Raw genomic sequence first — 25,767 nt, 5'->3', positions numbered from 1 at the left:
AACGCTCGGCTGGGAAACCCCAGCCGAGCGCCTGCATAAACTGCTCGCGGCCTGATCAACACGACCACGTGTTGCGACGACCCCTAGAAAGCACCCCATGCCGCCCCGGGCCTTCGTCGGTGGAACGCGTTCTTCTCGGCCAGTTCGGTGACTCCACGCACATGAACGGCACCGGTCTGTCACCCTGGCGGTGCGTAGTGCGGCGCGATGCGAACCGATCAGGAGCAGCACTGTGGGGACGATTTCCGAACTGCGGGACACCGTCCACCGCCCGACGGGCGGTGGACTGCGTGCGCGGACCAGCCTGCCCGGGAACCCGATGACGCCCGCTGCCGCGCGCAGATTCGCGCGGGCCGTGCTCGCGGACTGGGCCGCTCTCGCGACGGCGGCGGAGGAGCGGCCCGGCGGGCGGCTCGCCGACGACACCGTGCTCGTCGTCGCCGAACTCGTCACCAACGCCGTGGTGCACGCGGGCACCGGCGTCGAGGTGCTGCTGACCCTCGACGACGGCGGGGACGGCGGCCCGGTCGCGGTGACCGTCGAGGTCTCCGACCACCATCCGGGCCTGGCCGTCCACGGACCCGCGCCGGTCGACTGGCACGCGACGGGCGACGGCGAGTACGGCCGCGGGCTGCACCTCGTCGCATCCCTCGCCGAATGCTGGGGCGTGACCTATCGCAGCGGCCTCAAGACCGTCTGGGCACGGATCCCGGCCGACGGCCCCGAAAGGGGCGACGGGACCTCACCGGCGGGCCGGGACGACGAGGATGCACTGCGACGCGGGCTGCGTGCCGCCGAACTCCCCGCCCCCGCGCCCCGGCGCTCCGACGACCTGGAGTGGGTCAACCGCGGCGCCCTGTCGTTCCTCGCCGAGGCCTCCGAACTGCTCGGCGGACAGCTCGACCAGGACATGATCGCGGCACTCGCCGGACAGCTGCTCGTCCCGCGCCTCGCCGACTGGTGCGCCGTGTGGCTCGCCCCGGACGAGGCCGAACCGGGCGGCGGCCCCCGGCTCTCCGGCGTGTGGCACACGGACGAGAGCGCCCTTGAACCGCTGCGCGCCGTCCTGGAGAAGGAACCGCCCTCCCTCCCCGAGACGACGCGGTGCCGGCCCGTGCCGCTGCCGTGGCCGCGTACCGGGACTCCCGGCGAACGCCACGGCGCCGCGGTCGCCCACCGGCTGGTCTCCGGCGGACGGCGGCTCGGCGTGCTCCTCCTCGGCCGGGCCGGGCTGCTCTGCTTCCCCGACGAGGTCACCGGCCTTGTCGAGGACTTCTCCCGGCGGGTCGCCCTGGCGATCGGCGCCGCCCGCCGGTTCACCCGGCAGGCCACCATCAGCCGTGTGCTGCAGCGCGGACTGCTGCCCAGCCAGGTCGCGGAGATCCCCGGCGTCGACCGGGCCCTCGTGTACGAGCCGAGCGGGGACGGCGTCGCCGGCGGCGACTTCTACGACCTGTTCCCCGGCCCCGGCGGCAGCTGGTGCTTCGCGCTCGGCGACGTCCAGGGCAGTGGGCCCGAGGCGGCCGTCGTCACCGGACTCGCCAGGCCCTGGCTGCGGCTCCTAGCCCGAGAGGGCTACCAGGTCGCCGAAGTCCTCGACAGGCTGAACCAGCTCCTCGTCGACGACGCCACCGAGGCGGCGGAGGCCGCCGCGCACCGGGTGGCCGCGGCGGAGGGCCAGGACGTGCCGGACCGGCCGCAGCCCCGGTTCCTCTCCCTGCTGTACGGGGAACTGGTGCCGCTCCCCGACGACGCGGGCGGCGGAGTCCGGTGCACCCTCGCCAGCGCCGGCCACCCGCTGCCGCTGCTGCTCCGCCCCGACGGAACGGTGCGGCCCGCCGCGGCGCCGCAGATCCTCCTCGGGGTCCTCGGCGACGCGACGTACCGGAGCGAGAGCTTCCATCTCGCCGGCGGGGACACGCTGCTGTGCGTCACCGACGGGGTGACCGAGCGCCGCAGCGGCGGCCGGATGTTCGACGACGGGGACGGGCTCGCCGAGGTGCTGTCCGGCTGCGCCGGGCTGAACGCGCAGGAGGTCGCGGACCGCATCCGCACGGCCGTGCACGACTTCGCGGACACGCCGCCCGACGACGACCTCGCGCTGCTCGTCCTCCGGGCCGGATAGCGCGCCGGATGGCGGCCCGCGGGCGCCCGGGCGAGCGGGCACCGATCGGGCAGCACTGCCGGACGGGCCGGAGGCACCGCCGCCGGTACGGGACAATGGGGGCATGCCTTCCGTACTCCCCGATGGTGAGCCCGTGCCCGACGACGGGACGCTGCCGTCGCATGCCCTGGAGGGTGCGGGGGAGCGGCCGCTCGGCTTCTACGTGCACGTGCCGTACTGCGCCACGCGCTGCGGCTACTGCGACTTCAACACGTACACGGCGACCGAGCTGCGCGGCTCCGGCGGGGCGCTCGCCTCCCGCGACAACTACGCCGACACACTGATCGACGAGGTGCGGCTCGCCCGCAAGGTCCTCGGGGACGATCCGCGCGAGGTGCGGACCGTGTTCGTCGGCGGCGGCACGCCGACGCTACTCGCCGCGGGGGACCTGGTACGGATGCTCGGCGCGATCCGCGACGAGTTCGGGCTCGCGGAGGACGCCGAGATCACCACGGAGGCCAATCCGGAATCGGTGGACCCGCGCTACCTGGAGGAGCTGCGGACGGGCGGGTTCAACCGGATCTCCTTCGGCATGCAGAGCGCCAGGCAGCACGTGCTGAAGGTGCTCGACCGCACGCACACCCCCGGCCGTCCCGAGGCGTGCGTGGGCGAGGCACGGGCCGCGGGCTTCGACCACGTCAACCTCGACTTGATCTACGGGACGCCCGGCGAGAGCGACGACGACTGGCGCGCCTCCCTCGACGCCGCGATCGGCGCGGGACCCGACCACGTCAGCGCCTACGCGCTGATCGTCGAAGAGGGCACCCGGCTCGCCCGCCGCATCCGCCGCGGCGAGGTCCCGATGACCGACGACGACGTGCACGCCGACCGGTACCTGATCGCGGAGGACCGGCTCTCGGCGGCCGGCTACCGCTGGTACGAGGTGTCGAACTGGGCCACCTCCGAGGCCGGACGCTGCCTCCACAACGAGCTGTACTGGCGCGGCGCGGACTGGTGGGGCGCGGGCCCCGGAGCGCACAGCCACGTCGGCGGGGTGCGCTGGTGGAACGTGAAGCACCCGGGCGCGTACGCGGCCGCGCTGGCGGAAGGCCGCTCGCCCGGTGCCGGGCGCGAGGTCCTGTCGGCGGAGGACCGGCGGGTCGAACGGATCCTGCTGGAACTGCGGCTGGAGGAAGGCTGCGACCTGGACGTCCTCCGGCCGGCCGGACGAGCGGCGGCGGAGCGCGCGCTGGCGGACGGGCTCCTGGAACCCGGTCCGTACGAGGCCGGGCGCGCCGTCCTGACCCTGCGCGGACGGCTGCTCGCCGACGCGGTGGTCCGCGACCTGGTGGACTGACCGTCGGCCGATGCGCTCGTCGCGCACCGCGCTGACCGGTCACCCGCCGATGACCTGGCCCCGCTGACGGCGTGGTCGCCCGGCGAGGCCGGTCACCGCGTGCGGAGCGGCCCTCGGCCTTCCTGGGCCTTTCGGCGAGTATGTCGAGGGGGTGCCGTGTCGTGTGCGGTCCGCTGCCCGGGTGTGTGCCCGGCTCCGACCGGCCGTCTGGTCGCGATGCCATTGGGGTGGTCGGCCGTCGGCAGCGTGCCCGCCATGGCCCGGTCACCCACCGCTGCTCCGGTCAGCCACCGGCGCCACCGGACCGCCCGCACGCGCCACCTGGCCACGCGCCACCCGGCCACGCGCCGCCGGACCGCCTGCCCGTCGGCTGCCCGGCGTCGGCGCCCGCCGTGACCGTCGGCCGAAGGTCCGCCCCGTCAGGTGTCGCCCCCGGCCGTCACGTGGTCGATCAGTTCCTCGACCCTGCCCAGCAGTTCCGGCTCCAGGTCCTTCCAGGAGTGCACCCTGGACAGGATGTGCCGCCATGCCGCGCCCGTGTCGTCGGGCCAGCCGAGGGCCGCGCACACACCGCGTTTCCAGTCCTGGCCGCGCGGGACCGACGGCCAGGCGGGGATGCCCAGCGCGGACGGTTTCACCGCCTGCCACACGTCCACGTACGGGTGTCCCACGACCAGGACGTCGTCGCCGGACACCTGGGCGGCGATCCGGGACTCCTTCGAGCCGGGCACGAGGTGGTCGACGAGGACGCCGAGGCGGGCGTCCGGGCCGGGGGCGAACTCCGCGACGATCGCCGGGAGGTCGTCCACGCCTCCCAGGTACTCGACGACCACGCCTTCGACGCGGAGGTCGTCGCCCCACACCTTCTCGACGAGTTCCGCGTCGTGGCGGCCCTCCACGTAGATCCGGCCGGCCCGGGCGACCCGGGCGCGGGCGCCGGGGACGGCGACCGAGCCGGAGGCCGTCCTCCCCGGCCCGGCCGGAGCGCCACGGGAGGGCCTGACGAGCGTGACGACTTTCCCTTCCAGCAGGAAGCCGCGCGGCTCCAGCGGGAACACCCGGTGCTTGCCGAAGCGGTCCTCCAGCGTCACGGCCCCCGCCTCGCAGCGGATCACCGCGCCGCAGAAGCCCGTGGCGGCCTCCTCCACGACCAGGTCGGGCTCTGCCGGGATCTCGGGTGCGGGGGCCTGCCGCTTCCACGGGGGCGTCAGGTCCGGGCTGTAGTGGCGCATTCGGCAGACGCTACGACACGCCGAACCGCCGGGCCAGTTCATCGCGTTGGGCGCGTACGAACGCCGCGTCGACCACGGCGCCGTGCCCCGGCACGTACACCGCGTCCTCGCCGCCCAGGGCGAGCAGCCGGTCCAGTGCCCCGGGCCAGCGGGCGGGGACCGCGTCGGAGCCGGCCTGGGGATCGCCCGACTCTTCGACCAGATCGCCGCAGAAGACGACCTCGCGCTCGCCGGGCACGAACAGCGCGAGGTCGTGCCCCGTGTGCCCGGGGCCGAGGTTCGCCAGCAGGACCTGGCGGTCGGGTCCCAGGTCGAGCGTCCACTCGCCGCTGACCTGGTGGTGCGGCGCCGCGAGCAGCGCCGCCGCCTCCGCGGCCTCGGCGGGGTCCAGGCCGTGCCGCACCGCGTCGTCGCGCAACTCCTTCCGGGAGAGCGGGAGGAGATCGCGGGTCCCGACCGCCGCATACACCTCTGCGCCCGGGAACGCCGCGGTGCCGAGCACATGATCGAAGTGGGGGTGGCTGAGTGCGATATGCGTCACGCCCCGGCCGAACAGGCCCTCCGCCTGGGAGCGCAGTTCTGCGCCCTCACGAAGGCAGGCCCCCGTGTCGTAGAGGAGCAGTGCGTCCGCGCCGGCGACGAGCCCGGCTGTGGCGTCCCAGTGCGGCAGCCGCCGGCGCCCCACCCCGGGAGCCAGCCGCTCCCACCCGAAGTCTTCCCAACGTGGCTCCATACGGCGACGCTATCGGCAATGACCGGCGTCGTCGCCGGACGGCGTCGCGCGGTAGCGTGCAGGGTCCGCCCTTGCTACGGGTGTACCTCACGGCCGTACACTGGCCCGGGAAGGCTGGCACTCGAACGGACCGAGTGCCAGGACCCGACCGGGGAACAGCAGACGCCGGGAAGACCACTGGAGGTGTGCGCCATGCTCAGCGAACGTCGGCTCGAGGTGCTGCGCGCCATCGTCCAGGACTACGTCGGCACCGAGGAGCCGGTGGGTTCCAAGGCGCTCACCGAGCGGCACGCCCTCGGCGTGTCCCCGGCAACCGTCCGCAACGACATGGCGGTGCTGGAGGAAGAGGGCTTCATCGCCCAGCCGCACACCAGCGCCGGGCGCATCCCGACCGACAAGGGCTACCGGCTGTTCGTCGACAAGCTCGCCGGCGTCAAGCCGCTGTCGTCGCCGGAGCGGCGTGCGATCCACAACTTCCTGGAGGGCGCCGTCGACCTGGACGACGTGGTGGCGCGGACGGTCCGGCTGCTGGCGCAGCTGACCCGTCAGGTCGCGGTCGTGCAGTACCCCTCGCTGAGCCGTTCGACGGTGCGGCACGTCGAGTTGCTGGCGCTGGCCCCCGCGCGGCTGATGCTCGTGCTGATCACGGACACCGGCCGGGTCGAGCAGCGGCACGTGGACTGCCCCGCCCCGTTCGGCGAGACCTCGCTCGCGGACCTGCGGGCCCGGCTGAACAGCCGGGTCGTGGGACGCCGTTTCTCGGACGTGCCGCAGCTGGTGCAGGACCTTCCCGAGTCGTTCGAGGCGGACGACCGAGGCACCGTCTCCACGGTGCTGTCGACTCTGCTCGAGACCCTGGTCGAGGAGACCGAGGAGCGGCTGATGATCGGCGGCACCGCCAATCTCACCCGCTTCGCACATGACTTCCCGCTGACCATCCGCCCGGTGCTGGAGGCGCTCGAGGAGCAGGTCGTGCTCCTCAAGCTCCTCGGCGAGACCAAGGACACCGGAATGACCGTGCGCATCGGGCACGAGATCGCCCACGAGGGGCTCAACTCCACGTCCGTCGTCTCGGTCGGCTACGGTTCGGGCGGCGAGGCGGTCGCCAAACTCGGCGTGGTCGGACCGACCCGCATGGATTACCCCGGAACGATGGGAGCGGTACGCGCAGTGGCACGTTACGTCGGACAGATCCTGGCGGAGTCGTAAGTGGCAACGGACTACTACGCGGTCCTGGGTGTGCGGCGTGACGCCTCGCAGGACGAGATCAAGAAGGCGTTCCGCCGGCTGGCCCGCGAGCTCCACCCGGACGTGAATCCCGATCCGAAGACGCAGGAGCGCTTCAAGGAGATCAACGCCGCCTACGAGGTGCTGTCGGACCCGCAGAAGAAGCAGGTCTACGACCTCGGCGGCGACCCGCTCTCGTCCTCCGGCGGCGGCGGTGCCGGAGGCTTCGGCGCGGGTGGCTTCGGCAACTTCTCCGACATCATGGACGCGTTCTTCGGCACGGCGTCGCAGCGCGGCCCGCGGTCGCGGACCCGGCGCGGCCAGGACGCCATGATCCGCCTGGAGATCGAGCTCAACGAGGCGGCCTTCGGTACGACCAAGGACATCCAGGTCGACACCGCGGTCGTCTGCACCACCTGCTCGGGTGAGGGCGCCGCGCCGGGTACGTCGGCGCAGACCTGCGACATGTGCCGCGGCCGCGGTGAGGTCTCCCAGGTCACGCGGTCCTTCCTGGGCCAGGTCATGACCTCGCGTCCGTGCCCCCAGTGCCAGGGCTTCGGCACGGTCGTGCCGACTCCGTGCCCGGAGTGCGCCGGTGACGGGCGGGTCCGGTCCCGCCGCACCCTCACCGTGAAGATCCCGGCGGGTGTCGACAACGGCACGCGCATCCAGCTCGCCGGCGAGGGCGAGGTCGGCCCCGGCGGCGGTCCGGCCGGCGACCTGTACGTGGAGATCCACGAGCTGCCGCACCCCGTCTTCCAGCGGCGCGGCGACGACCTGCACTGCACGGTCACCATCCCCATGACGGCGGCGGCGCTGGGCACGAAGGTGCCGCTGGAGACGCTCGACGGCAGGGACGAGGTCGACATCCGTCCGGGCACGCAGTCCGGGCAGTCGATTCCGCTGCACGGTCGGGGCGTCACGCATCTGCGCGGCGGCGGGCGGGGCGACCTGATCGTCCACGTCGAGGTGCAGACGCCGACGAAGCTCGATCCGCAGCAGGAGGAGCTCCTCCGGCAGCTGGCGAAGTTGCGTGGCGAGGAGCGGCCCATGGGGCAGTTCCAGCCGGGACAGCAGGGCCTCTTCAGCCGTCTGAAGGACGCGTTCAACGGCCGCTGACGGACTGCGTCCGCCGCCCGTGCGCCGCACGCGCTGCCGTGGCCGACGGCGCCCCGGTCCCTGAGGGGCCGGCGGCGCCCCGGCGACACCGTGGGGGACCGTCCCATGACACGATGCGTTCATGGTTCTCCCGTTCTCCGGTCTGTCCCGGCGCCCCATCTGGCAGGCGCCGATGGCGGGCGGGGCCTCGTGTCCGAAGCTCGCCGCTGCGGTGTGCGAGGCCGGGGGACTCGGGTTCCTCGCCGCCGGGTACAAGACCGCGGACGGCATGTTCGAGGAGATGCGGCAGCTCCGCGGGCTCACCTCGCGGCCGTTCGGGGTCAACCTGTTCATGCCGCAGCAGGAGAGCCCCGACCCCGCCGAGGTCGACGTGTACCGGCAGCAGCTCACGAGTGAGTCCACCTGGTACGACGTACCGCTCGGCGAACCGGGCGACGGGGACGGCGACGACGGGTACGAGGCCAAGCTGGCGGTCCTCCGCGAGGACCCCGCGGCGGTGGTCTCCTTCACCTTCGGATGCCCCACCCGCGACGTCCTCGACTCCCTCACGCGCGTCGGCACCTTCACCGTCGTCACCGTCACGACGCCCGAGGAGGCACAGGCCGCGGCCTGGGCAGGTGCGGACGCCGTGTGCGTCCAGGGCGTCGAGGCGGGCGGGCACCAGGGCACGCACCGGGACGATCCCGAGTGCGCGGGGCAGGGCGCCGGGTTCGGGCTGCTGAGCCTGGTCCCGCAGATACGGCAGACCGTCGACCTGCCGATCGTCGCCACGGGCGGCATCATGCGGGGCGCCCAGATCGCCGCGGTGCTGACCGCCGGGGCGGACGCCGCGCAGTGCGGCACGGCGTTCCTGCCGTGCCCCGAGTCCGGGGCGCACGCCCTGCACAAGCGGGCCCTGACCGATCCGCGGTTCGCGCGGACCGAGCTGACCCGGGCGTTCTCCGGCCGGCCGGCCCGTGGCCTGGTCAACCGCTTCATGCGGGAGCACGGGCCGTACGCCCCGGCCGCGTACCCCCAGGTGCACCACATCACGTCCGGGCTGCGGAAGGCGGCGGCCGCGGCGGGGGACGCCCAGGCCATGGCGCTCTGGGCCGGCCAGGGACACCGGCTGGCCCGCGAGCTGCCCGCCGGACGGCTCGTCGACGTGCTCGCCGCAGAACTGGCAGCAGCAAGGAGCAGCTCATGACCGCCCCCGTATTCGTCGTGGAGCACTTCCGCGCCGGCCCCGGCGGCCGTTACGTCCTGGAGGGCCCCGAAGGGCGGCACGCCGTCTCGGTGAAGCGGCTGAAGCCCGGGGAGGACGTCGTCCTGACCGACGGCACGGGCCGCTGGGCGGACTGCGTGGTGCTGGCGACGGAGGGCAAGGACCGGCTGGTCGTCCAGCTGGACTCGTACGCCGACGAGCCGGAGCCGTCGCCGCGGATCGTCGTGGTCCAGGCGCTGCCCAAGGGCGACCGGGGCGAGGTGGCCGTCGAGACGCTGACGGAGACCGGTGTGGACGTCGTCGTGCCGTGGGCCGCGTCCCGGTGCATCACGCAGTGGCGGGGCGACCGGGGCGCCAAGTCGCTCGCGAAGTGGCGCAGTACCGCCCGCGAGGCGGGCAAGCAGTCCCGCCGGGTGCGGTTCCCGGAGGTCATGGACCTGATGACGACCAAGCAGGTGGCGTCACTGCTCGGATCGGCCGCGTTCGCGGGGGTGCTGCACGAGGACCGTGAGCACCCGGGCGAGCCGCTGGCGACGGCGGAACTGCCCGGGTCCGGGGACATCGTGCTGGTGGTGGGCCCCGAAGGGGGAGTCTCTCCCGAGGAGCTGGCCGTGTTCGCGGAGGCTGGCGCGGGGGCCTACCGGCTCGGCCCCAGTGTGCTGCGCACCTCGACGGCCGGCACCGTCGCCGCGGCCGTGCTGATGGGGCGCACCGGCCGCTGGTCGTAGGTGGGAGCCGGAGCCGTACGGTGCGCGGCGGTCCGGCGGGAACGGACCGACGGGCGCGCACCGGCGGCGGCTAGCATGCCAGGTGCAATGATCGCGCGAGTCGAGGAGGCCCCGTCCATGGCGGGAGAACCGCAGGCGGACTGCCTGTTCTGCAAGATCGTCTCGGGGGAGGTGCCTGCGACCCTGGTACGGGAGTCGGAGACGACCTACGCATTCCGTGACATCAACCCCCAGGCCCCCACGCACGTCCTGGTGGTCCCCAAGGCCCACTACCGGGACGCCGCCTCGCTCGCCGCCGCCGAGCCGCAGCTCGTCGCCGACGTGCTCGCCGAGGCAGGCCGCGTCGCTGCCGAGGAGAAGATCGACGAGACCGGCTACCGCATCGTGTTCAACACCGGTGCCGGCGCCGGACAGACCGTCTGGCACGCGCACGCCCACGTCCTGGGCGGCCGCGGCTTCAACTGGCCCCCCGGATAAGGATTCATGTCCGCAAGAGAATTCGTCGTGCTCGGCACGGCCAGCCAGGTCCCGACGCGGCACCGCAACCACAACGGCTATCTGCTGCGCTGGGACGGCGAGGGCATCCTCTTCGACCCCGGAGAGGGCACCCAGCGGCAGATGCTGCGGGCCGGGGTCGCCGCCCACGACATCGACCGGATCTGCATCACGCACTTCCACGGCGACCACTCGCTCGGCCTCGCCGGGGTCATCCAGCGGATCAACCTCGACCAGGTCACGCACCCGGTCACCGCGCACTTCCCGGGCAGCGGACAGCGCTTCTTCGAACGGCTGAGGTACGCCACCGCCTACCGCGAGACGGTTCGGCTGACCGAGCAGCCGGTGTGGGCGGACGGCGTGCTCGCGCGCACCAAGTCGTACGTCCTCGAGGCGACGAAGCTGTCCCATCCGGTGGAGTCCTACGGGTACCGTCTGGTCGAGCCGGACGGGCGGCGCATGCTGCCCGAGCGGCTGGCCGCGCACGGCATCACGGGACCGGACATCGGCAGGATCCAGCGCGAGGGCTCCCTGCGCGGGGTGGCGCTCGACGACGTCAGCGAGGCGCGGTACGGCCAGCGCTTCGCGTTCATCATGGACACCCGGCTCTGCGACGGCGTGTACGTGCTCGCCGAGGGCTGCGACATGCTGGTCGTCGAGTCCACGTTCCTCGACGAGGACGTCCGACTGGCGGAGGACCACGGCCATCTGACGGCCGGCCAGGCCGGCCGGATCGCCGCCGAGTCTGGGGTGCGCCATCTCGTGCTCACGCACTTCTCGCAGCGCTACGCCGACCCGGAGGTGTTCGGGCAGCAGGCCCGCGCCGCCGGGTTCGAGGGTGAACTGACGATCGCGTCGGACCTGCTCCGGGTACCCGTACCGAAACGGAACCCCTGAGCAAGACCCCGCGGGAGAACCCATGCCGCTGCCCAAGGCCGAACTCCACCTGCACATCGAAGGCACCCTCGAACCGGAGCTCGCCTTCGCGCTCGCCGAGCGCAACGGGGTGCGGCTGCCGTTCGAGGACACCGCGGAACTGCGCCGCGCCTACAGCTTCGAGGACCTCCAGTCGTTCCTCGACCTGTACTACGCCCTGATGGCCGTGCTGCGCACCGAGGACGACTTCGCCGAGCTGGCCGATGCCTATCTCGCCCGTGCCGCGGCGCAGGGCGTGCGGCACGCGGAGATCTTCTTCGATCCGCAGGCGCACACGGACCGGGGCGTCGAGATCGGCACGGTCGTGGAGGGCCTGGGCCGGGCGCTGGACCGGAGCGAGGAACGGCACGGGGTCTCCACCCGGCTGATCATGTGCTTCCTGCGCGACCGGTCCGCCGAGTCGGCGATGGCCACGCTGGACGCCGCCAGACCCTACCTGCGCCGGATCACGGGCGTCGGCCTGGACTCGGCCGAGGTCGGCAACCCGCCGTCGAAGTTCCGCGAGGTCTACGAGGCGGCGGGCGCGCTCGGACTGCGCAAGGTCGCGCACGCGGGCGAGGAGGGCCCCGCCGCCTACATCCGTGAGGCGCTGGACGTGCTCGGCGTCGAGCGCGTCGACCACGGCCTGCGCGCCCTGGAGGACCCCGACCTGGTGCGCCGCCTGGTCCACGACCGGGTGCCGCTGACGCTCTGCCCGCTGTCGAACGTACGGCTGAAGGCGGTGGACGTCCTGGAGGACCATCCGCTGCCGCGCATGCTGGCCGTGGGGATGAAGTGCACGGTGAACTCCGACGACCCCGCCTACTTCGGCGGGTACGCGGAGGACAACTTCCGTGCCGTGCGCGAGGCGCTGGGGCTGCGCGACGAGCAGCTGCGGGAGCTGGCGCGCAACTCCTTCGAGGCGTCGTTCCTGGACGACGACGAGGAGCGCAGGGCGCGCTACCTGGCCGAGGTCGAGGCGTACGTCTTCGAGGACTGACGGGACTGGACAGCCTTCACCGGCCCTAGTGGCGTGTGACGTGGGACACTTCTTGTTTGTCACTTGGTGGGCGAGGGTATTGGCATTGGCTTTCCGGGCGAGGAACATCCGGACGACTCCTGAGAGACACCTGGGCAGCGCCGGGCCGGGCGCGGTCGGCACACCGCGAAGGGCATCGGGACGGGCCTTGGGAAGGCAATGGGAAGGCCAGGGCCAGGCTGTCGGAAAGGGCTGGTAGGACCATCGGAAGGGCCATCGGAAAGCCCGGCGGAGGGGCCCTCGGAAGGCCGGCGGAAGGGCCTTCGGAGGGGCCATAGGAAAGGCCGTGGGAAAGGCCGTCGGGAAGGGAGAGCGCACCGTGATCGCATACCGCTCGGACCAGCCGGAACCCGCCGCGGGAGTGGATCCGCTGAAGGGGCTCCGGGCGCCCGGTGATCCGGTGTGCGACGTGTTCCTGACCGGCACGGTCTTCCTCGACATCATCTTCACCGGCCTGGACAGCGCCCCGGTGGTCGGCACCGAGTCCTGGGCCCGCGGCATGGGTTCCAGCCCCGGAGGGGTCGCCAACATGGCGACCGCCCTCGCGCGGCTGGGCCTGCACACCTCGCTCGCCGCGGCCTTCGGCGACGACCACTACGGGGAGTACTGCTGGGACGCGCTGGAACAGGGCGAGGGCATCGACCTGTCGATGTCACGGACCGTTCCGGGCTGGCACTCGCCGGTCACGGTCTCCATGGCGTACGACGGGGAGCGCACCATGGTGTCGCACGGCCACGAGGCGCCACCGCCCGCCCACCCCGGCGAGCTGCACTACCCTCCCCGGTCCCGCGCGGCGATCGCGTCCCTGGCGCCCGGGCGCTCCGAGGACTGGGTGGGCACGGCCGCCCGCGGCGGGGCGCTGGTCTTCGCCGACGTCGGCTGGGACGAGACCGGGCGCTGGGACCTGGCCGCGCTTCCCGACCTGACGCACTGCGAGGCCTTCCTGCCCAACGCGGGGGAGGCGATGCGCTACACCCGCACCGACTGCCCGCGCGCCGCGGCCCGTGCGCTCGCCGAGAAGGTCCCGCTGGCCGTGGTCACCCTGGGTGCCGAGGGCGCGTACGCCGTGGACGGCGGGACCGGGGAGATCGCCGAGGTGCCGGCCATCGACGTGGCGGCGCTGGACCCGACGGGTGCGGGCGACGTCTTCGTCGCGGGGTTCGTCACCGGGACCCTGGCGAAGTGGCCGCTCGCGGACCGGCTGGCCTTCGCCGGGCTGACCGCCGCGCTGTCGGTGCAGGAGTTCGGCGGCTCGCTGTCCGCGCCCGGCTGGGCCGAGGTCGGCGCCTGGTGGCGACAGGTGAAGACCTGCGCGGTGTCGTCCGGCGGCGGCGCCGGTGCCCAGGACCCGCGGGCCCTGGGCCGGTACGCCTTCCTGGACGACCTGGTGCCGGAGGCGGTCCGGCCCTGGCCGCTGCGCCGGGCGGTACCGACGATCGGCTTCCGCCGCACCGCCTGAGGACGGGCACGGGTGGCGGGCCCGGGTGGCCGTCCCGGACGGGCGGACGCCGGCGACAGACGGTGGGCGCGGACTGCGGCACGGCAGGCGGGCGCGGACGGCGGGCGCATACGGCAGGCACCGGCGGCGGCGCGTACGGCAGGCACGGCGGCGGGCAGGCGCGGCCGGGACAGCCCGTCGGGGACCGGCCCGTGCGGGCAGCCGGAAAATGCTGTCCGCCTCGTCGGTGGCCCGTCGTACGCTGGGAACCTCAGAGGTTGTCGAGAGGCGAGAACCCTGCAACAGGAGGTATGCGCAGGCCACAGTGCCGGCCCATGACTCAGACACCCATCACCCACACCCCTGCGCCGGGGCAGGCTCGAGCCCACTTCACCGTCCCCGCCAAGCATCCGATGGTGACCGTTCTGGGCTCCGGCGACGCCCTGCTGCGCGTGATCGAGGACGCGTTCCCCGCCGCCGACATCCATGTGCGGGGCAATCAGATCAGCGCGATCGGTGACGCCAAGGAAGTCGCACTGATACAGCGCCTGTTCGACGAGATGATGCTGGTGCTCCGCACCGGACAGCCGATGACGGAGGACGCAGTGGAACGCTCGATCGCCATGCTCAGGGCGAGCGAGAACGGCGGAGACGCCGAGACCCCGGCCGAGGTGCTCACCCAGAACATCCTCTCCAACCGCGGTCGCACCATCCGCCCCAAGACGCTCAACCAGAAGCGGTACGTCGACGCGATCGACAAGCACACCGTCGTGTTCGGCATCGGCCCGGCCGGTACCGGAAAGACGTACCTCGCCATGGCGAAGGCCGTGCAGGCGCTCCAGTCCAAGCAGGTCAACCGGATCATCCTGACCCGGCCGGCCGTCGAGGCGGGCGAGCGGCTCGGCTTCCTGCCCGGCACGCTCTACGAGAAGATCGACCCGTATCTGCGGCCGCTGTACGACGCGCTGCACGACATGATCGACCCTGATTCGATCCCCCGTCTGATGGCGGCGGGCACGATCGAGGTGGCTCCGCTGGCGTACATGCGCGGCCGGACGCTCAACGACGCGTTCATCATCCTCGACGAGGCGCAGAACACGAACCCCGAGCAGATGAAGATGTTCCTGACGAGGCTCGGCTTCGACTCGAAGATCGTCGTCACCGGTGACATCACGCAGATCGACCTCCCGGGCGGCACCAAGAGCGGCCTGCGGCAGGTGCGGGAGATCCTGGACGGCGTCCAGGACGTCCACTTCTCGATGCTGACCTCGCAGGATGTCGTACGGCACAAGCTCGTCGGCCGTATCGTCGACGCGTACGAGAAGTACGACACCGCGAACGGCCGCAACGGGAAGTAGACAGACCAGCACCATGTCGATCGACGTCAACAACGAGTCCGGAACCGAGGTCGACGAGCAGGCGATCCTCGAGATCGCCCGCTATGCCCTCACCCGGATGCGCATCCACCCGCTCTCCGAACTCTCGGTGATCGTCGTGGACGCCGAAGCCATGGAGCAGCTCCACCTCCAGTGGATGGACCTCCCGGGCCCGACCGATGTCATGTCCTTCCCGATGGACGAGCTGCGTCCGCCGTCCAAGGACGACGAGGAGCCCCCGCAGGGGCTCCTCGGGGACATCGTGCTGTGCCCGGAGGTGGCCAAGAGGCAGGGCGAGGAGGCCCCGACGCGGCACTCCATGGACGAGGAGCTCCAGCTCCTCACGGTGCACGGAGTGCTGCACCTCCTCGGGTACGACCACGAGGAGGCCGACGAGCGGGCCGAGATGTTCGGCCTCCAGGCGGCGATCGTCGACGGCTGGCGGGCGGACAAGGGGCTGACCGGCCCGTCACCCGCACCGACCGTGTCGTGACCGCGCAGCTGATCATCGGGGCGGTGCTGCTGGTCGTCGTGGCCTGGCTCGCCGCCTGCGCCGAGGCCGGCATCGCCCGTATCTCCAGCTTCCGCGCCGAGGAAGCGGTCCGGTCCGGGCGGCGCGGCAGCGACCGGCTCGCCCAGGTCGCCGCCGACCCCACCCGCTATCTCAATGTCGCCCTGCTGGTGCGGGTCGCCTGCGAGATGGCCGCCGGCGTGCTGGTCACCTATGTGTCCCTGCGCGAGTTCGACGAGACCTGGCAGGCGCTGGCCGTCGCCATCGCGGTGATGGTCCTCGTCAGCTATGTGGCCGTGGGCGTCTCACCGCGCACCATCGGCCGCCAGCACCCGCTGAACACGGCAACCGCCGCGGCGTACGTGCTGCTGCCGCTGGCCAGGATCATGGGCCCGATCCCACAGCTGCTGATCCTCATCGGCAACGCTCTGACCCCGGGCAAGGGCTTCCGGAAGGGCCCCTTCGCCTCGGAGGCCGAGCTGCGGGCCCTCGTGGACCTCGCGGAGCAGGAATCCCTGATCGAGGACGAGGAGCGCCGTATGGTGCACTCCGTCTTCGAGCTCGGCGACACGCTGGTGCGCGAGGTGATGGTGCCCCGCACCGATCTGGTGTGCATCGAGCGGTTCAAGACCATCCGGCAGGCGCTCACCCTGGCCCTGCGGTCCGGCTTCTCCCGCATCCCGGTGACCGGGGAGAACGAGGACGACATCGTCGGCATGGTCTATCTCAAGGACCTGGTCCGGCGCACCCACATCAACCGCGAGTCCGAGTCGGACCTGGTGTCCACCGTGATGCGGCCCGCCACGTTCGTGCCCGACACCAAGAACGCCGGCGATCTGCTGCGGGAGATGCAGCAGGAACGCAGCCATGTCGCCGTGGTCATCGACGAGTACGGCGGCACGGCCGGGATCGTCACCATCGAGGACATCCTGGAGGAGATCGTCGGCGAGATCACCGACGAGTACGACCGGGAGCTGCCGCCGGTGCAGGGCCTGGGGGAGGACCGCTACCGCGTCACGGCCCGCCTCGACATCGGCGACCTCGGCAAGCTGTTCGGGCTCGACGAGTTCGACGACGAGGACGTCGAGACGGTCGGCGGACTCCTCGCGAAGTCCCTGGGCAGGGTCCCGATCTCCGGTGCCAACGCCGTGGTGGACCTGCCCGACGGGCGGGCCCTGCGACTGACCGCCGAGTCCCCGGCGGGCCGTCGCAACAGGATCGTCACCGTTCTCGTGGAGCCCGCATGACCCCGGAACAGCTGAAGGCGCTCTGTCTGGAGCAGAACGCGGCGGTGGAGGACTTCCCCTTCGGGCCGGAGGTCTCGGTCTTCAAGGTGGGCGGGAAGATGTTCGCCCTCAGCGACCTGACGGGCGAGCCGCTCAAGGTCTCCCTGAAGTGCGAGCCGGAGCTCGCGGTCCGGCTCCGCGCGGACCATCCGGCGATCGTGCCCGGCTGGCACCTCAACAAGCGCCACTGGAACACCGTCACCGTCGGCGGGCTGCCGGAGCGGATGGTCCGGGAGATGATCGAGGACTCCTACGACCTGGTCGTCGCCGGACTGCCGAAGGCCGACCGGCTCCGCCTCGACCGGCCCTGATCGCGGACGGGCGGCCCGACCTTATGCTCGGGGCATGACACAGAGCACCGAGCCCGGCCCCGAGGACCGCAAGATCATCACGCTGGCGCGCAGCGCCCGTGCCCGCAACGGCGTGCCGGAGGGTGCGGCGGTACGGGACGAGACCGGACGCACCTATGTCGCCGGCACGGTCGATCTGCCGTCGCTGAAGATCAGCGCGCTCCGCACCGCGGTCGCCATGGCGGTGGCCTCGGGCGCCCGGTCCCTGGAGGCGGCGGCCGTCGTCACCACCGAGCCCGCCGTGCCCGACGAGGACCGCGCGGCGGTCGCCGACCTGGGCGGGGCCGCCACTCCGGTCCTGGTCGCGGGCCCGGACGGCGAACTGCGCAGCACCCTGTCGGCCGGCTGACCCGACGGCGGGGTGCGCGGGGCGCGACATGTCCGGCCGACGTCCCCGGGCCGACGGGAGCGTTCCGCTCCAGTAGCTCTGACCTGCGGTGACAGGATCTTGACAGTATCTGATGGGTCATCAGTCGATGCGTCCGGCGTGCATTGACTTCTCTTTGCCCCGAGCCGTCAATGCCCCTGTCGGCGCAGGAGAGCCGCTGCGCCCGCATCCATCAGGAGGGGGCAACCAACCATGCCTTCAGCCACCCCACGCACCCCCGCAGCGCGAAGACGGCGATGGGCCGCCGTCCTCGGTGTCGTGGCGCTCGCCGTCGGGGGCGGCGCGCTCGGGGCTCCCGTGGCCTCGGCCGCCGCGCCCGTCGACTTCCCCACACACTGCGTGCCGCCGCCGATCGCGGGCATCCCGCCGATCGACGGCACGACGACCGCGGAGATCAAGGTCGACAAGGCCACGCCCAAGATCGGCGACACGGTCACGGTCACCTACACCGTGACCAAGCCTGCCGCCAGCAACCCCGTCGACATCGCCCTGCCCGCCGACATCATGACCCCGACCGGCAAGGTCACCCTCGGCGGTGCCCAGGCCGGGTCGGTCACGGTCGCCGGGCCCAAGAAGAATCCGCCCGTCCCCGGCAAGGGCGCGTTCCCGGCGTTCAGCATGACCGGCACCTTCACGGTCACCGCGGCCGGTGCGATCACGCTCTCCCCGGGCGACTACAACATCCACACCAGTTACATCATGGAACTGGACACGCCCTGTACGGTCACCGATCCGCCGGCGCCCGTCTCCGAGACGGTCACCGCCACGGACGGCGGCCAGACCAACGAGCGCGCCATCCAGCTCGGGACGGCATCCGGCAAGCCCGGCGACAGCGTCACCGTCACCGGCAGCAAGTTCACCGCCGGGGCCACCGTGACCCTGGAGGGCCGTGCGGGCGCCGCGGCCACGGCGGACAAGACGACCGTGACGGCGAACGCCCAGGGCGGGTTCAGCGGGGCCCTCGCGGTCACCGACAAGGCGACCACCGGCGTCGTCGCGTACGAGGGCGCCGTCTGGTCCGCCGAGAAGGGCGCCGGCCCGGCGACGTACACCGTCATCGACGACACCCCCGCCCCGCCGAACAGCCAGAAGCTCACCTCGTCCGTCAAGGCAGGCACCCTGTCCATGAGCCAGGGCGGCGACGCGGTCGCGATGTCCGCGGTGGATTTCGGGACCGGCGGCGCGTCCACCGGCGCGCTGAGGACGGTGACGGTCAAGGACTTCCGCGGCGGCCCCGCGGGCTGGTCCCTGACCGGCAAGGTCACCGACTTCTCCGGACCCGGCGGCAAGATCGCCGCGGGGAAGCTCGGCTGGACCCCGGCCTGCGCCACCAAGGCGGGCAGCCCCAGCACCTGCGCGGCCGGCTCGGCAGGACCGGTCGGCACGGCCGGCGCGACGCTGGCCTCCACGCCGAACGGCACCGTGACCGGCGGTGAGTTCACCGTCGACGCGGGAGTGTCCCTGGACGTACCGGCGTTCACCGCGCCAGGCACGTACACGGGTGTACTCACGCTCACGCTGACCTGACGGCCGGTCCCGTGGGCCGGGCGCGCACCCGGCCGGCCCACCTCCCGCCCTGCCCACCTTTCACCGGTCGGTTCCCGGGCGGGTGTGGTTCCTGCCTCGGTCGGTCGTTCACCGGCCGGTTCCCGGGCGGGTGTGGTTCCTGCTCGGTCCGCCTTTCACCGGCCCGTCCTCGGCCCGCTGCACTTCCTGTTCGGCCGGACTGCCCGGCCCCTCGCCCGACCGGCCCGTCTTCCACCCGGGGGTTCCCGCCCGTGCGCAAGCCGTACGTCCTCCTGCTCGCCCTCTTCGTCGCCGTCGGCCCGCTGCTGTGGCCGCCCGCCGCCACGGCCGCGGACAACGGCGACTGGTCCGTCTTCCCGGCCGCCACCGCACTCGGGCAGCGACCGTACTTCTATTTCTCCGCCGCGCCCGGAGACGTCCTCACCGACCGGGTCACGGTCACCAACAGGACGGCCGGACCGCTGACCTTCCGGCTCTACGGCGCCGACGCCTACAACACCGCCCGCGACGGCGGATTCGCCGTGCGCACCGAGAAGGAGAAGCAGCGCGGGGTCGGCGCCTGGGCCGCGCCCGAGCGTCGCGGCCTCACCGTCCCCGCCCGTGGTTCCGTCACCGTGCCGTTCACCCTCACCGTGCCCGCCGACGCCGTGCCCGGCGACCACCCCGGCGCCCTCGTCGCCCTCGACGAGCGGATCGACACCTCCCGCGGCCCGGTCGCGGTCGGCGTCCGGCAGGCCGTGGGGGCCAGGATCTACCTGCGGGTCGGCGGCCCCACCGTGCCCGCCCTCGCCGTGGAGGACGTCACCCTCGACCAGGACCGCCCGGTGGTGCCCGGCACCGCGGAGAGCCGCGCCGTCCTGTCGTACACGTTGCACAACCGCGGAAATGTGACCCTCAACCCACGCGTCGCCCTGGAGGCGCGGGGGCTCTTCGGGCGTACCCTCCTCCACCGCGATCTGACGGCCGCGCCCTCGGAACTGCTCCCCGGCCAGCGGGTCCGGCTCAGCGAACCCTGGTCCGGCGCGCCCCAGTTCGACTGGGGCGAGGTGACGCTCACCGCACGTGCCAAGGACGTGAGCGAGCGGGCCACGGTCTCCTTCCTCGCGCTCCCCTGGCTGGTCCTCGCCCCGCTCGTGGCCGCCGCCGCGGGCACCGTGACGGGTCTGCGGCTGCGGGCCGTACGGCGGGCCCGTCGCGATCGGGGACAATAATCCGCATGAGCGCTCGTAACCATGCCACCGAAGCCCCCCACCGGGCGGGCTTCGCCTGTTTCGTCGGCCGCCCCAACGCGGGCAAGTCCACCCTCACGAACGCTCTGGTCGGCCAGAAGGTGGCGATCACCTCCAACCGCCCGCAGACCACCCGGCACACCGTCCGCGGCATCGTGCACCGGCCCGACGCGCAGCTCGTCCTGGTCGACACCCCAGGCCTGCACAAGCCGCGCACCCTGCTCGGCGAGCGGCTCAACGACGTCGTGCGGACCACCTGGGCCGAGGTCGACGTCATCGGCTTCTGCCTGCCGGCGGACCAGAAGATCGGCCCCGGCGACCGGTTCATCGCCAAGGAGCTCGCCGGGATCAAGAAGACGCCCAAGGTCGCCATCGTCACCAAGACCGACCTGGTCGACTCCAAGACCCTCGCCGAGCAGCTGATCGCGATCGACCGGCTCGGCCGTGAGCTGGGTATCGAATGGGCGGAGATCGTTCCCGTCTCGGCGGTCGGCGACAAGCAGGTCTCGCTGCTCGCGGACCTGCTCGCCCCGCTGCTGCCCGAGGGGCCCGCGCTCTACCCCGAGGGCGACCTCACCGACGAACCCGAGCAGATCATGGTCGCCGAGCTGATCCGTGAGGCCGCGCTGGAGGGCGTGCGCGACGAGCTGCCGCACTCGATCGCCGTCGTCGTCGAGGAGATGCTGCCCCGCGAGGACCGCCCGGCCGACCGGCCACTGCTCGACATCCATGCCAACGTCTACATCGAGCGCCCCAGTCAGAAGGGCATCATCATCGGCCCGAAGGGCAAGCGGCTCAAGGAAGTCGGCATCAAGTCCCGCAAGCACATCGAGGCGCTGCTGGGCACCCCCGTCTTCCTGGACCTCCATGTGAAGGTCGCCAAGGACTGGCAGAGGGACCCCAAGCAGCTGCGGAAGCTCGGCTTCTAGAAGCCGGGGCTCGCGGGTACCGCGAGGCCCGGGACGGCCACGCCCAAGCGCTGCCGTGGCCCCGGCCCGGAACCCGTGGCCGGCCGCCGGGTCCCCGTGGCCGGCCGACAGGTCCCCGCGGGCACGTTGTCAGGCCCCCGCAGGTTCCGCGATCAGTGCCGTGGCCACGCGGCGGAAGCCCACCCGCGCGTAGACGCGCGCCACGTCCTCGTCGCCCGCCGAAAGGAACACCGTGGCGTGGCCGCGCGCCTTCGCGTCGGCGACGAGCGCCGCGGTGACGGCCTGGGCGAGGCCCCTCCGCCGTGCGGACGGAAGCGTCCCCACGCCGACGATCTCGGTGACGCCGCCGACCGGGTTGTGCATCCCCGAGCACAGCACCGTGCCGTCCTCGACCGCGGCGGCCAGCACGCTGGTCCCCGCATCGAGACGGGCGGCCACCCGCTCGACCCGCTCGCTGCCGGCGAGCGCGAGGATCTCCGCGGCCAGCTCCTCGGGGCCGGCCGCGCCCACCGCGGTGCCCGGGTGGGCGAAGGCCAGCTGCGGTACGGCCAGCGCAGCGGCCAACAGCGGATCGTCGCCGGCCAGGAGCCTCACCGAGACGCGTCCGGATGTTCCAGCGGCGGTCCCCGCGTCGCCGGACCCCACGAGTGCCCCGGCATGGGACGCCCCGGTGCCGTCGGTATCCGCCTCGGCCGGCCCCGCGGCATCGTCGGCGAGCACCATCAGCGGATGCTCGTGAACGCGGAGTCCCGCCTCCTCCACGGCGGCCCGCAGTCCCGGCGTGGTCTCCGCGACCCATTCGAACGACTCGGGTACGCCGAGTTCCCGCTGCCGGGCCCGGACCCGCCGGACGTCCTCGACGGTCGTCCGCCCTGCGGCTTCCGGCGTCGGGCGGGCGTAGAAGTGCCACCCGGCCCCCTCGCGCACGAAGAGGGTCAGCGGGCCGAAGTCCTCGGCCCGCGCGTACGGGCGGGGGACGGCGTCGTAGTAGTGCTCCAGCGCATCGAGGGCGCCACCGGAATGATCAACAGTTGTCATGCGGATCATCCAAGCGGATCGGCTGTTCCCGGTCTCCCCGGTTTCAAGCCCCTTCCTTCAGTACGCGGGAGATCAGCCGTCGTTGCTCGTCGGTCAGCCGCGGGTCCGCGCAGTACACCGTCCGGTCGTCGACGGTGACCTGGTAGCTGAAGCCGTCCGGCACCCCGACGGGCGGGGTCTCCCGGGCCGTGGCGAGGACCTGCTCCACGAGGGCGTGCCACTCCGCCGCGTCGTCGCGGCCGGCGGTGTCCACCTCGGCGAGCCGTTCCACGCCGGCGAATCCTCCGGTGCGTCGTACTTGAATGCGCATGGGGTCCTGTCTACTCGGTGCCCGCCGGTCCCGCATCCGTTCGTCGGCCGGTCGGCACGCCCACCTGCGACCAGGCCTTGAGCACGGCCTCGTGCTCGGCCCCCTCGCCGTAGCGGGCCCCGGCCGCCTTCACGGTGAGCCGGGCGAAGTCCGCGAAGTCTGCGTCGTTGGTCAGCTCGCCGCCGGTCAGCACGTCGTACCAGAGCTGTCCGGCGCGTTCCCAGGCGTAGCCGCCCAGCGCCGTGGCCAGCAGGTAGAACGCGTGGTTGGGGATGCCGGAGTTGATGTGGACACCGCCGTTGTCACGGCTGGTGCGGACGTAGTCCTCCATCTTCGCCGGCTGCGGGTCCTTGCCGAGGACGTCGTCGTCGTACGCCGTGCCCGGTGCCTTCATGGAGCGCAGCGCCTCGCCCTGCACGGCGGGCGCGAGCAGTCCCTGCCCGATGAGCCAGTCCGCCTCGGCGGCGGTCTGGCCGAGGGCGTGCTGCTTGACCAGTGAGCCGAAGACGTCGGAGAGGGACTCGTTGAGGGCTCCGGACTGGCCGTAGTACTCGAGATTGGCCGTGTACTGCGTCAGACCGTGGGCCAGTTCGTGGCCGATGACGTCCACCGGGATGGTGAAGTCGAGGAAGACCTCGCCGTCGCCGTCGCCGAAGACCATCTGCTCGCCGTCCCAGAACGCGTTGCCGTAGTCGCGGTCGTAGTGGACGGTCCCGGTCAGCGGCAGGCCCGCTCCGTCGATGGAGTCCCGTCCGTAGACGGCGTGCAGCAGCTCGAAGGTCGCGCCGAGTCCCGCGTAGGCGCGGTTGACGGTCGCGTCGTCGACCGGCCCCTCGCCCTCGCGGCGCACCACGCGGCCGGGGAGCCGGGTGTCGTGCTCAGCGTCGTGGACGGTGCGCCGGGGCCGGCCGGCGCCCTCGGTCCCGGCGGCCGGTGCGACCGCGCGGAGCGCCGTCACGCGCCGCCGGGTGCGGTGCAGGGCGTCGGCCTCCAGGGTGCGCCGGGCGGGGCCGGAGAAGCGCGGGTCCTCGGACCGGGCGAGCTTGTCGAGGACGTGGGGCGGCACGATGCCGCAGAAAACGGGCTTGAAGTGAGTCATGTCGGGCAATGTGGCACTGAGTACACGAACTGTCACGAGCTGCGAGATTGATTAGCGAAATGGAGTGATAGGACACTGTTTGCCCGTTACTGCTCGGGCGTCCCGCATACTGGAACAGGACCGGCGTCCACGTCGATGCTCGGCTACGCTTCTTCGCATCATGCGTTTCGGGCTGCTTCTTCTTAGCTGCCGCGGCGAGGGCCTGTAGTCGTAGGCCGACCCCCTCCCCGCGGAGTCTGGTGTTGCTTCGACCCAGTCGGCCTCCCCCATAGCCCAAGGGCATGGGAGGGACCCCAGCAATGAAGGACCCGAGGAGCCCCAAGCAATGTCCCAGCAGTCGCAGTGGATCGGCCGCCCCACCCCGATCACCAACACGACGCACAGGCAGCAGCCGTCCGGGATGCCGATCCACAAGTACGGTCCGTACGAGGCCGTGGACATCCCCGACCGCACCTGGCCCGGCAAGCGCATCACCAAGGCGCCCCGCTGGCTCTCCACCGACCTGCGCGACGGCAACCAGGCCCTGATCGACCCGATGTCCCCGGCCCGCAAGCGCGAGATGTTCGACCTGCTGGTCCGCATGGGATACAAGGAGATCGAGGTCGGCTTCCCCTCCTCCGGCGAGACCGACTTCGCCTTCGTGCGGTCGATCATCGAGGAAGGCGCCGTCCCGGAGGACGTGACCATCTCCGTCCTGACCCAGGCCCGCGAGGACCTGATCGAGCGCACCGTGGAGTCCCTGCGCGGCGCCCACCGCGCCACCGTCCACCTGTACAACGCGACCGCGCCGACGTTCCGCCGGGTCGTGTTCCGCGGCTCCAAGGACGACATCAGGCAGATCGCCGTCGACGGCACCCGTCTGGTGATGGAGTACGCCGACAAGATCCTGGGCGACGAGACCGTCTTCGGCTACCAGTACAGCCCGGAGATCTTCACCGACACCGAGCTGGACTTCGCCCTCGAGGTCTGCGAGGCCGTCTGCGACGTCTGGCAGCCCGAGGCCGGCCGCGAGATCATCCTGAACCTGCCGGCGACCGTGGAGCGTTCCACGCCGTCCACCCACGCCGACCGGTTCGAGTGGATGTCCCGCCACCTGACCCGCCGCGAGTTCATCTGCCTGTCCGTTCACCCGCACAACGACCGGGGCACCGCCGTCGCCGCCGCCGAGCTGGCGGTCATGGCGGGCGCCGACCGCATCGAGGGCTGCCTGTTCGGCCAGGGCGAGCGCACCGGCAACGTCGACCTGGTCACCCTGGGCATGAACCTGTTCTCCCAGGGAGTGGACCCGCAGATCGACTTCTCGCAGATCGACGAGATCCGTCGCACCAGCGAGTACTGCAACCAGATGGAGATCCATCCGCGCCACCCCTACGCGGGCGATCTGGTCTACACGGCCTTCTCCGGCTCCCACCAGGACGCCATCAAGAAGGGCTTCGACGCCATGGAGGCCGACGCGGCCGCCCAGGGCAGGACGGTCGACGAGATCGAGTGGGCCGTGCCCTACCTGCCGATCGACCCCAAGGACGTGGGCCGTTCCTACGAAGCGGTCATCCGCGTCAACTCGCAGTCCGGCAAGGGCGGTATCGCCTACGTCCTGAAGAACGACCACAAGCTGGACCTGCCGCGCCGCATGCAGATCGAGTTCTCGAGGATCATCCAGGCGAAGACCGACGCCGAGGGCGGCGAGGTCACGCCGAACGAGATCTGGTCCGTCTTCCAGGACGAGTACCTGCCGAATCCGGACAACCCGTGGGGCCGCATCCGCCTGCGCTCCGGACAGAGCACCACCGACAAGGACGGTACGGACACGCTGACCGTCGAGGCGGTCGTGGACGGCGTGGACACGGTGCTGAACGGCACCGGCAACGGCCCGATCTCCGCGTTCTTCGACGCTCTGAACGCGATCGGCGTGGACGTACGCCTGCTGGACTACACCGAGCACACCATGAGCGAGGGCGCCAGCGCCCAGGCCGCCTCGTACATCGAGTGCGCCATCGACGGCAAGGTGCTGTGGGGCATCGGCATCGACGCCAACACCACGCGGGCCTCGCTGAAGGCCGTCGTCTCGGCGGTCAACCGCGCCAACCGCTGACGCCGGGCGGTCCCGGGCCGTCGAGATCGAGCCAGAACGCG

The 25,767-nt window shown here is 72.2% G+C and carries 24 protein-coding genes; 19 read left to right on the top strand and 5 right to left on the bottom strand.

The features are described from left to right. The first annotated feature begins 232 nt into the window (after positions 1 to 232). Positions 233 to 2,125, top strand: a complete 1,893-nt coding sequence (locus ACZ4Z5_RS26100; RefSeq protein ID WP_468266799.1) for a SpoIIE family protein phosphatase — start codon at positions 233 to 235, stop codon at positions 2,123 to 2,125. A gap of 103 nt (positions 2,126 to 2,228) precedes the next feature. Beyond that, a complete protein-coding gene (hemW, locus tag ACZ4Z5_RS26095; RefSeq protein ID WP_468266797.1) occupies positions 2,229 to 3,461 on the top strand; it encodes a radical SAM family heme chaperone HemW in 1,233 nt (410 codons plus the stop codon). Between the two features lie 419 nt (positions 3,462 to 3,880). Here the strand turns inward: hemW and ACZ4Z5_RS26090 are convergent, their stop codons facing one another. Both ACZ4Z5_RS26090 and ACZ4Z5_RS26085 read right to left on the bottom strand, forming a co-directional pair. Further along, entirely contained in the window at positions 3,881 to 4,693 is an 813-nt protein-coding gene (locus tag ACZ4Z5_RS26090) for a DUF3097 domain-containing protein (RefSeq protein WP_468266796.1), read from the bottom strand. Between the two features lie 10 nt (positions 4,694 to 4,703). Then, a complete protein-coding gene (locus tag ACZ4Z5_RS26085; protein ID WP_468266794.1) occupies positions 4,704 to 5,426 on the bottom strand; it encodes an MBL fold metallo-hydrolase in 723 nt (240 codons plus the stop codon). A 192-nt stretch (positions 5,427 to 5,618) separates the two neighbouring features. Between ACZ4Z5_RS26085 and hrcA the strand changes: the two genes are divergently transcribed. The 16 genes from hrcA (at position 5,619) to era (ending at position 21,187) form a co-directional block, all read left to right on the top strand. Beyond that, positions 5,619 to 6,635, top strand: coding sequence for a heat-inducible transcriptional repressor HrcA (hrcA, locus tag ACZ4Z5_RS26080; RefSeq protein ID WP_468266792.1), 1,017 nt, complete (start codon positions 5,619 to 5,621; stop codon positions 6,633 to 6,635). Beyond that, complete coding sequence (dnaJ, locus tag ACZ4Z5_RS26075; protein ID WP_468266790.1) at positions 6,636 to 7,772, top strand: molecular chaperone DnaJ; 1,137 nt, start codon at positions 6,636 to 6,638, stop codon at positions 7,770 to 7,772. A gap of 121 nt (positions 7,773 to 7,893) precedes the next feature. Next, positions 7,894 to 8,958 (top strand): nitronate monooxygenase, encoded by a 1,065-nt coding sequence (locus tag ACZ4Z5_RS26070; protein WP_468266788.1) that lies wholly within the window; start codon positions 7,894 to 7,896, stop codon positions 8,956 to 8,958. Beyond that, positions 8,955 to 9,704 carry a 16S rRNA (uracil(1498)-N(3))-methyltransferase gene (locus ACZ4Z5_RS26065; RefSeq protein ID WP_468266786.1) on the top strand — a complete coding sequence of 250 codons (750 nt, stop codon included), beginning with the start codon at positions 8,955 to 8,957 and terminating at the stop codon, positions 9,702 to 9,704. Before ACZ4Z5_RS26070 ends, ACZ4Z5_RS26065 begins: the two co-directional genes overlap by 4 nt. 117 nt (positions 9,705 to 9,821) lie before the next feature. After that, positions 9,822 to 10,181 carry a histidine triad nucleotide-binding protein gene (locus ACZ4Z5_RS26060; protein WP_468266805.1) on the top strand — a complete coding sequence of 120 codons (360 nt, stop codon included), beginning with the start codon at positions 9,822 to 9,824 and terminating at the stop codon, positions 10,179 to 10,181. A gap of 6 nt (positions 10,182 to 10,187) precedes the next feature. Further along, positions 10,188 to 11,096 carry a ribonuclease Z gene (locus ACZ4Z5_RS26055; protein ID WP_468266784.1) on the top strand — a complete coding sequence of 303 codons (909 nt, stop codon included), beginning with the start codon at positions 10,188 to 10,190 and terminating at the stop codon, positions 11,094 to 11,096. Positions 11,097 to 11,118: 22 nt separating this feature from the next. Then, positions 11,119 to 12,114 (top strand): adenosine deaminase, encoded by a 996-nt coding sequence (locus ACZ4Z5_RS26050; RefSeq protein ID WP_468266782.1) that lies wholly within the window; start codon positions 11,119 to 11,121, stop codon positions 12,112 to 12,114. A 358-nt stretch (positions 12,115 to 12,472) separates the two neighbouring features. Beyond that, on the top strand, positions 12,473 to 13,612 hold the full coding sequence (locus ACZ4Z5_RS26045) for a carbohydrate kinase family protein (RefSeq protein ID WP_468266780.1): 1,140 nt from the start codon (positions 12,473 to 12,475) through the stop codon (positions 13,610 to 13,612). Positions 13,613 to 13,926: 314 nt separating this feature from the next. Then, on the top strand, positions 13,927 to 14,949 hold the full coding sequence (locus ACZ4Z5_RS26040; RefSeq protein ID WP_468266778.1) for a PhoH family protein: 1,023 nt from the start codon (positions 13,927 to 13,929) through the stop codon (positions 14,947 to 14,949). Positions 14,950 to 14,962: 13 nt separating this feature from the next. Then, positions 14,963 to 15,460, top strand: a complete 498-nt coding sequence (gene ybeY / locus ACZ4Z5_RS26035) for an rRNA maturation RNase YbeY (RefSeq protein WP_468266776.1) — start codon at positions 14,963 to 14,965, stop codon at positions 15,458 to 15,460. After that, entirely contained in the window at positions 15,457 to 16,725 is a 1,269-nt protein-coding gene (locus ACZ4Z5_RS26030) for a hemolysin family protein (RefSeq protein ID WP_468266774.1), read from the top strand. Before ybeY ends, ACZ4Z5_RS26030 begins: the two co-directional genes overlap by 4 nt. Further along, on the top strand, positions 16,722 to 17,075 hold the full coding sequence (locus ACZ4Z5_RS26025; protein WP_468266772.1) for an MmcQ/YjbR family DNA-binding protein: 354 nt from the start codon (positions 16,722 to 16,724) through the stop codon (positions 17,073 to 17,075). Before ACZ4Z5_RS26030 ends, ACZ4Z5_RS26025 begins: the two co-directional genes overlap by 4 nt. 34 nt (positions 17,076 to 17,109) lie before the next feature. After that, on the top strand, positions 17,110 to 17,463 hold the full coding sequence (locus ACZ4Z5_RS26020; RefSeq protein WP_468266770.1) for a cytidine deaminase: 354 nt from the start codon (positions 17,110 to 17,112) through the stop codon (positions 17,461 to 17,463). Positions 17,464 to 17,694: 231 nt separating this feature from the next. Then, complete coding sequence (locus ACZ4Z5_RS26015; protein ID WP_468266768.1) at positions 17,695 to 19,029, top strand: beta-xylosidase; 1,335 nt, start codon at positions 17,695 to 17,697, stop codon at positions 19,027 to 19,029. Positions 19,030 to 19,280: 251 nt separating this feature from the next. After that, on the top strand, positions 19,281 to 20,240 hold the full coding sequence (locus tag ACZ4Z5_RS26010) for a DUF916 domain-containing protein (RefSeq protein ID WP_468266766.1): 960 nt from the start codon (positions 19,281 to 19,283) through the stop codon (positions 20,238 to 20,240). A gap of 5 nt (positions 20,241 to 20,245) precedes the next feature. Continuing rightward, positions 20,246 to 21,187 (top strand): GTPase Era, encoded by a 942-nt coding sequence (gene era / locus ACZ4Z5_RS26005; RefSeq protein ID WP_468266764.1) that lies wholly within the window; start codon positions 20,246 to 20,248, stop codon positions 21,185 to 21,187. A 129-nt stretch (positions 21,188 to 21,316) separates the two neighbouring features. Here the strand turns inward: era and ACZ4Z5_RS26000 are convergent, their stop codons facing one another. Genes ACZ4Z5_RS26000 through ACZ4Z5_RS25990 form a run of 3 tightly spaced genes read right to left on the bottom strand, consistent with a single transcriptional unit; the run spans position 21,317 to position 23,634 of the window. Then, complete coding sequence (locus ACZ4Z5_RS26000) at positions 21,317 to 22,225, bottom strand: GNAT family N-acetyltransferase (protein WP_468266762.1); 909 nt, start codon at positions 22,223 to 22,225, stop codon at positions 21,317 to 21,319. A 43-nt stretch (positions 22,226 to 22,268) separates the two neighbouring features. Then, the gene (locus ACZ4Z5_RS25995; protein WP_468266760.1) at positions 22,269 to 22,535 is read right to left on the bottom strand and encodes a protealysin inhibitor emfourin; all 267 of its coding nucleotides are present in this window, start codon (positions 22,533 to 22,535) and stop codon (positions 22,269 to 22,271) included. Between the two features lie 10 nt (positions 22,536 to 22,545). Continuing rightward, entirely contained in the window at positions 22,546 to 23,634 is a 1,089-nt protein-coding gene (locus tag ACZ4Z5_RS25990; protein ID WP_468266758.1) for a M4 family metallopeptidase, read from the bottom strand. A 325-nt stretch (positions 23,635 to 23,959) separates the two neighbouring features. On the opposite strand from ACZ4Z5_RS25990, the gene leuA reads away from it, so the two are divergent. Further along, positions 23,960 to 25,726 (top strand): 2-isopropylmalate synthase, encoded by a 1,767-nt coding sequence (leuA, locus tag ACZ4Z5_RS25985; protein ID WP_468266756.1) that lies wholly within the window; start codon positions 23,960 to 23,962, stop codon positions 25,724 to 25,726. The last annotated feature ends 41 nt before the right edge of the window (positions 25,727 to 25,767 follow it).

This window comes from Streptomyces sp. NPDC030222, assembly GCF_055573115.1.
The sequence above is the reverse complement of the archived record's forward strand: the minus strand, read 5'-3'. Positions and strand labels throughout refer to the sequence as shown.

Excerpts from the sequence above, each read along its gene's own strand:
- ACZ4Z5_RS26025 (WP_468266772.1), top strand. The coding sequence starts at position 16,722 with ATGACCCCGGAACAGCTGAAGGCGCTCTGTCTGGAGCAGAACGCGGCG.
- era (WP_468266764.1), top strand. The coding sequence starts at position 20,246 with ATGAGCGCTCGTAACCATGCCACCGAAGCCCCCCACCGGGCGGGCTTC.
- ACZ4Z5_RS26000 (WP_468266762.1), bottom strand. The coding sequence starts at position 22,225 with ATGACAACTGTTGATCATTCCGGTGGCGCCCTCGATGCGCTGGAGCAC.
- ACZ4Z5_RS26065 (WP_468266786.1), top strand. The coding sequence starts at position 8,955 with ATGACCGCCCCCGTATTCGTCGTGGAGCACTTCCGCGCCGGCCCCGGC.
- ACZ4Z5_RS25995 (WP_468266760.1), bottom strand. The coding sequence starts at position 22,535 with ATGCGCATTCAAGTACGACGCACCGGAGGATTCGCCGGCGTGGAACGG.
- hemW (WP_468266797.1), top strand. The coding sequence starts at position 2,229 with ATGCCTTCCGTACTCCCCGATGGTGAGCCCGTGCCCGACGACGGGACG.
- ACZ4Z5_RS26050 (WP_468266782.1), top strand. The coding sequence starts at position 11,119 with ATGCCGCTGCCCAAGGCCGAACTCCACCTGCACATCGAAGGCACCCTC.
- ACZ4Z5_RS26020 (WP_468266770.1), top strand. The coding sequence starts at position 17,110 with ATGACACAGAGCACCGAGCCCGGCCCCGAGGACCGCAAGATCATCACG.
- ACZ4Z5_RS25990 (WP_468266758.1), bottom strand. The coding sequence starts at position 23,634 with ATGACTCACTTCAAGCCCGTTTTCTGCGGCATCGTGCCGCCCCACGTC.
- ACZ4Z5_RS26055 (WP_468266784.1), top strand. The coding sequence starts at position 10,188 with ATGTCCGCAAGAGAATTCGTCGTGCTCGGCACGGCCAGCCAGGTCCCG.
- ACZ4Z5_RS26070 (WP_468266788.1), top strand. The coding sequence starts at position 7,894 with ATGGTTCTCCCGTTCTCCGGTCTGTCCCGGCGCCCCATCTGGCAGGCG.
- leuA (WP_468266756.1), top strand. The coding sequence starts at position 23,960 with ATGTCCCAGCAGTCGCAGTGGATCGGCCGCCCCACCCCGATCACCAAC.
- ACZ4Z5_RS26085 (WP_468266794.1), bottom strand. The coding sequence starts at position 5,426 with ATGGAGCCACGTTGGGAAGACTTCGGGTGGGAGCGGCTGGCTCCCGGG.
- ACZ4Z5_RS26040 (WP_468266778.1), top strand. The coding sequence starts at position 13,927 with ATGACTCAGACACCCATCACCCACACCCCTGCGCCGGGGCAGGCTCGA.
- ybeY (WP_468266776.1), top strand. The coding sequence starts at position 14,963 with ATGTCGATCGACGTCAACAACGAGTCCGGAACCGAGGTCGACGAGCAG.
- hrcA (WP_468266792.1), top strand. The coding sequence starts at position 5,619 with ATGCTCAGCGAACGTCGGCTCGAGGTGCTGCGCGCCATCGTCCAGGAC.
- ACZ4Z5_RS26090 (WP_468266796.1), bottom strand. The coding sequence starts at position 4,693 with ATGCGCCACTACAGCCCGGACCTGACGCCCCCGTGGAAGCGGCAGGCC.
- ACZ4Z5_RS26015 (WP_468266768.1), top strand. The coding sequence starts at position 17,695 with ATGCCTTCAGCCACCCCACGCACCCCCGCAGCGCGAAGACGGCGATGG.
- ACZ4Z5_RS26060 (WP_468266805.1), top strand. The coding sequence starts at position 9,822 with ATGGCGGGAGAACCGCAGGCGGACTGCCTGTTCTGCAAGATCGTCTCG.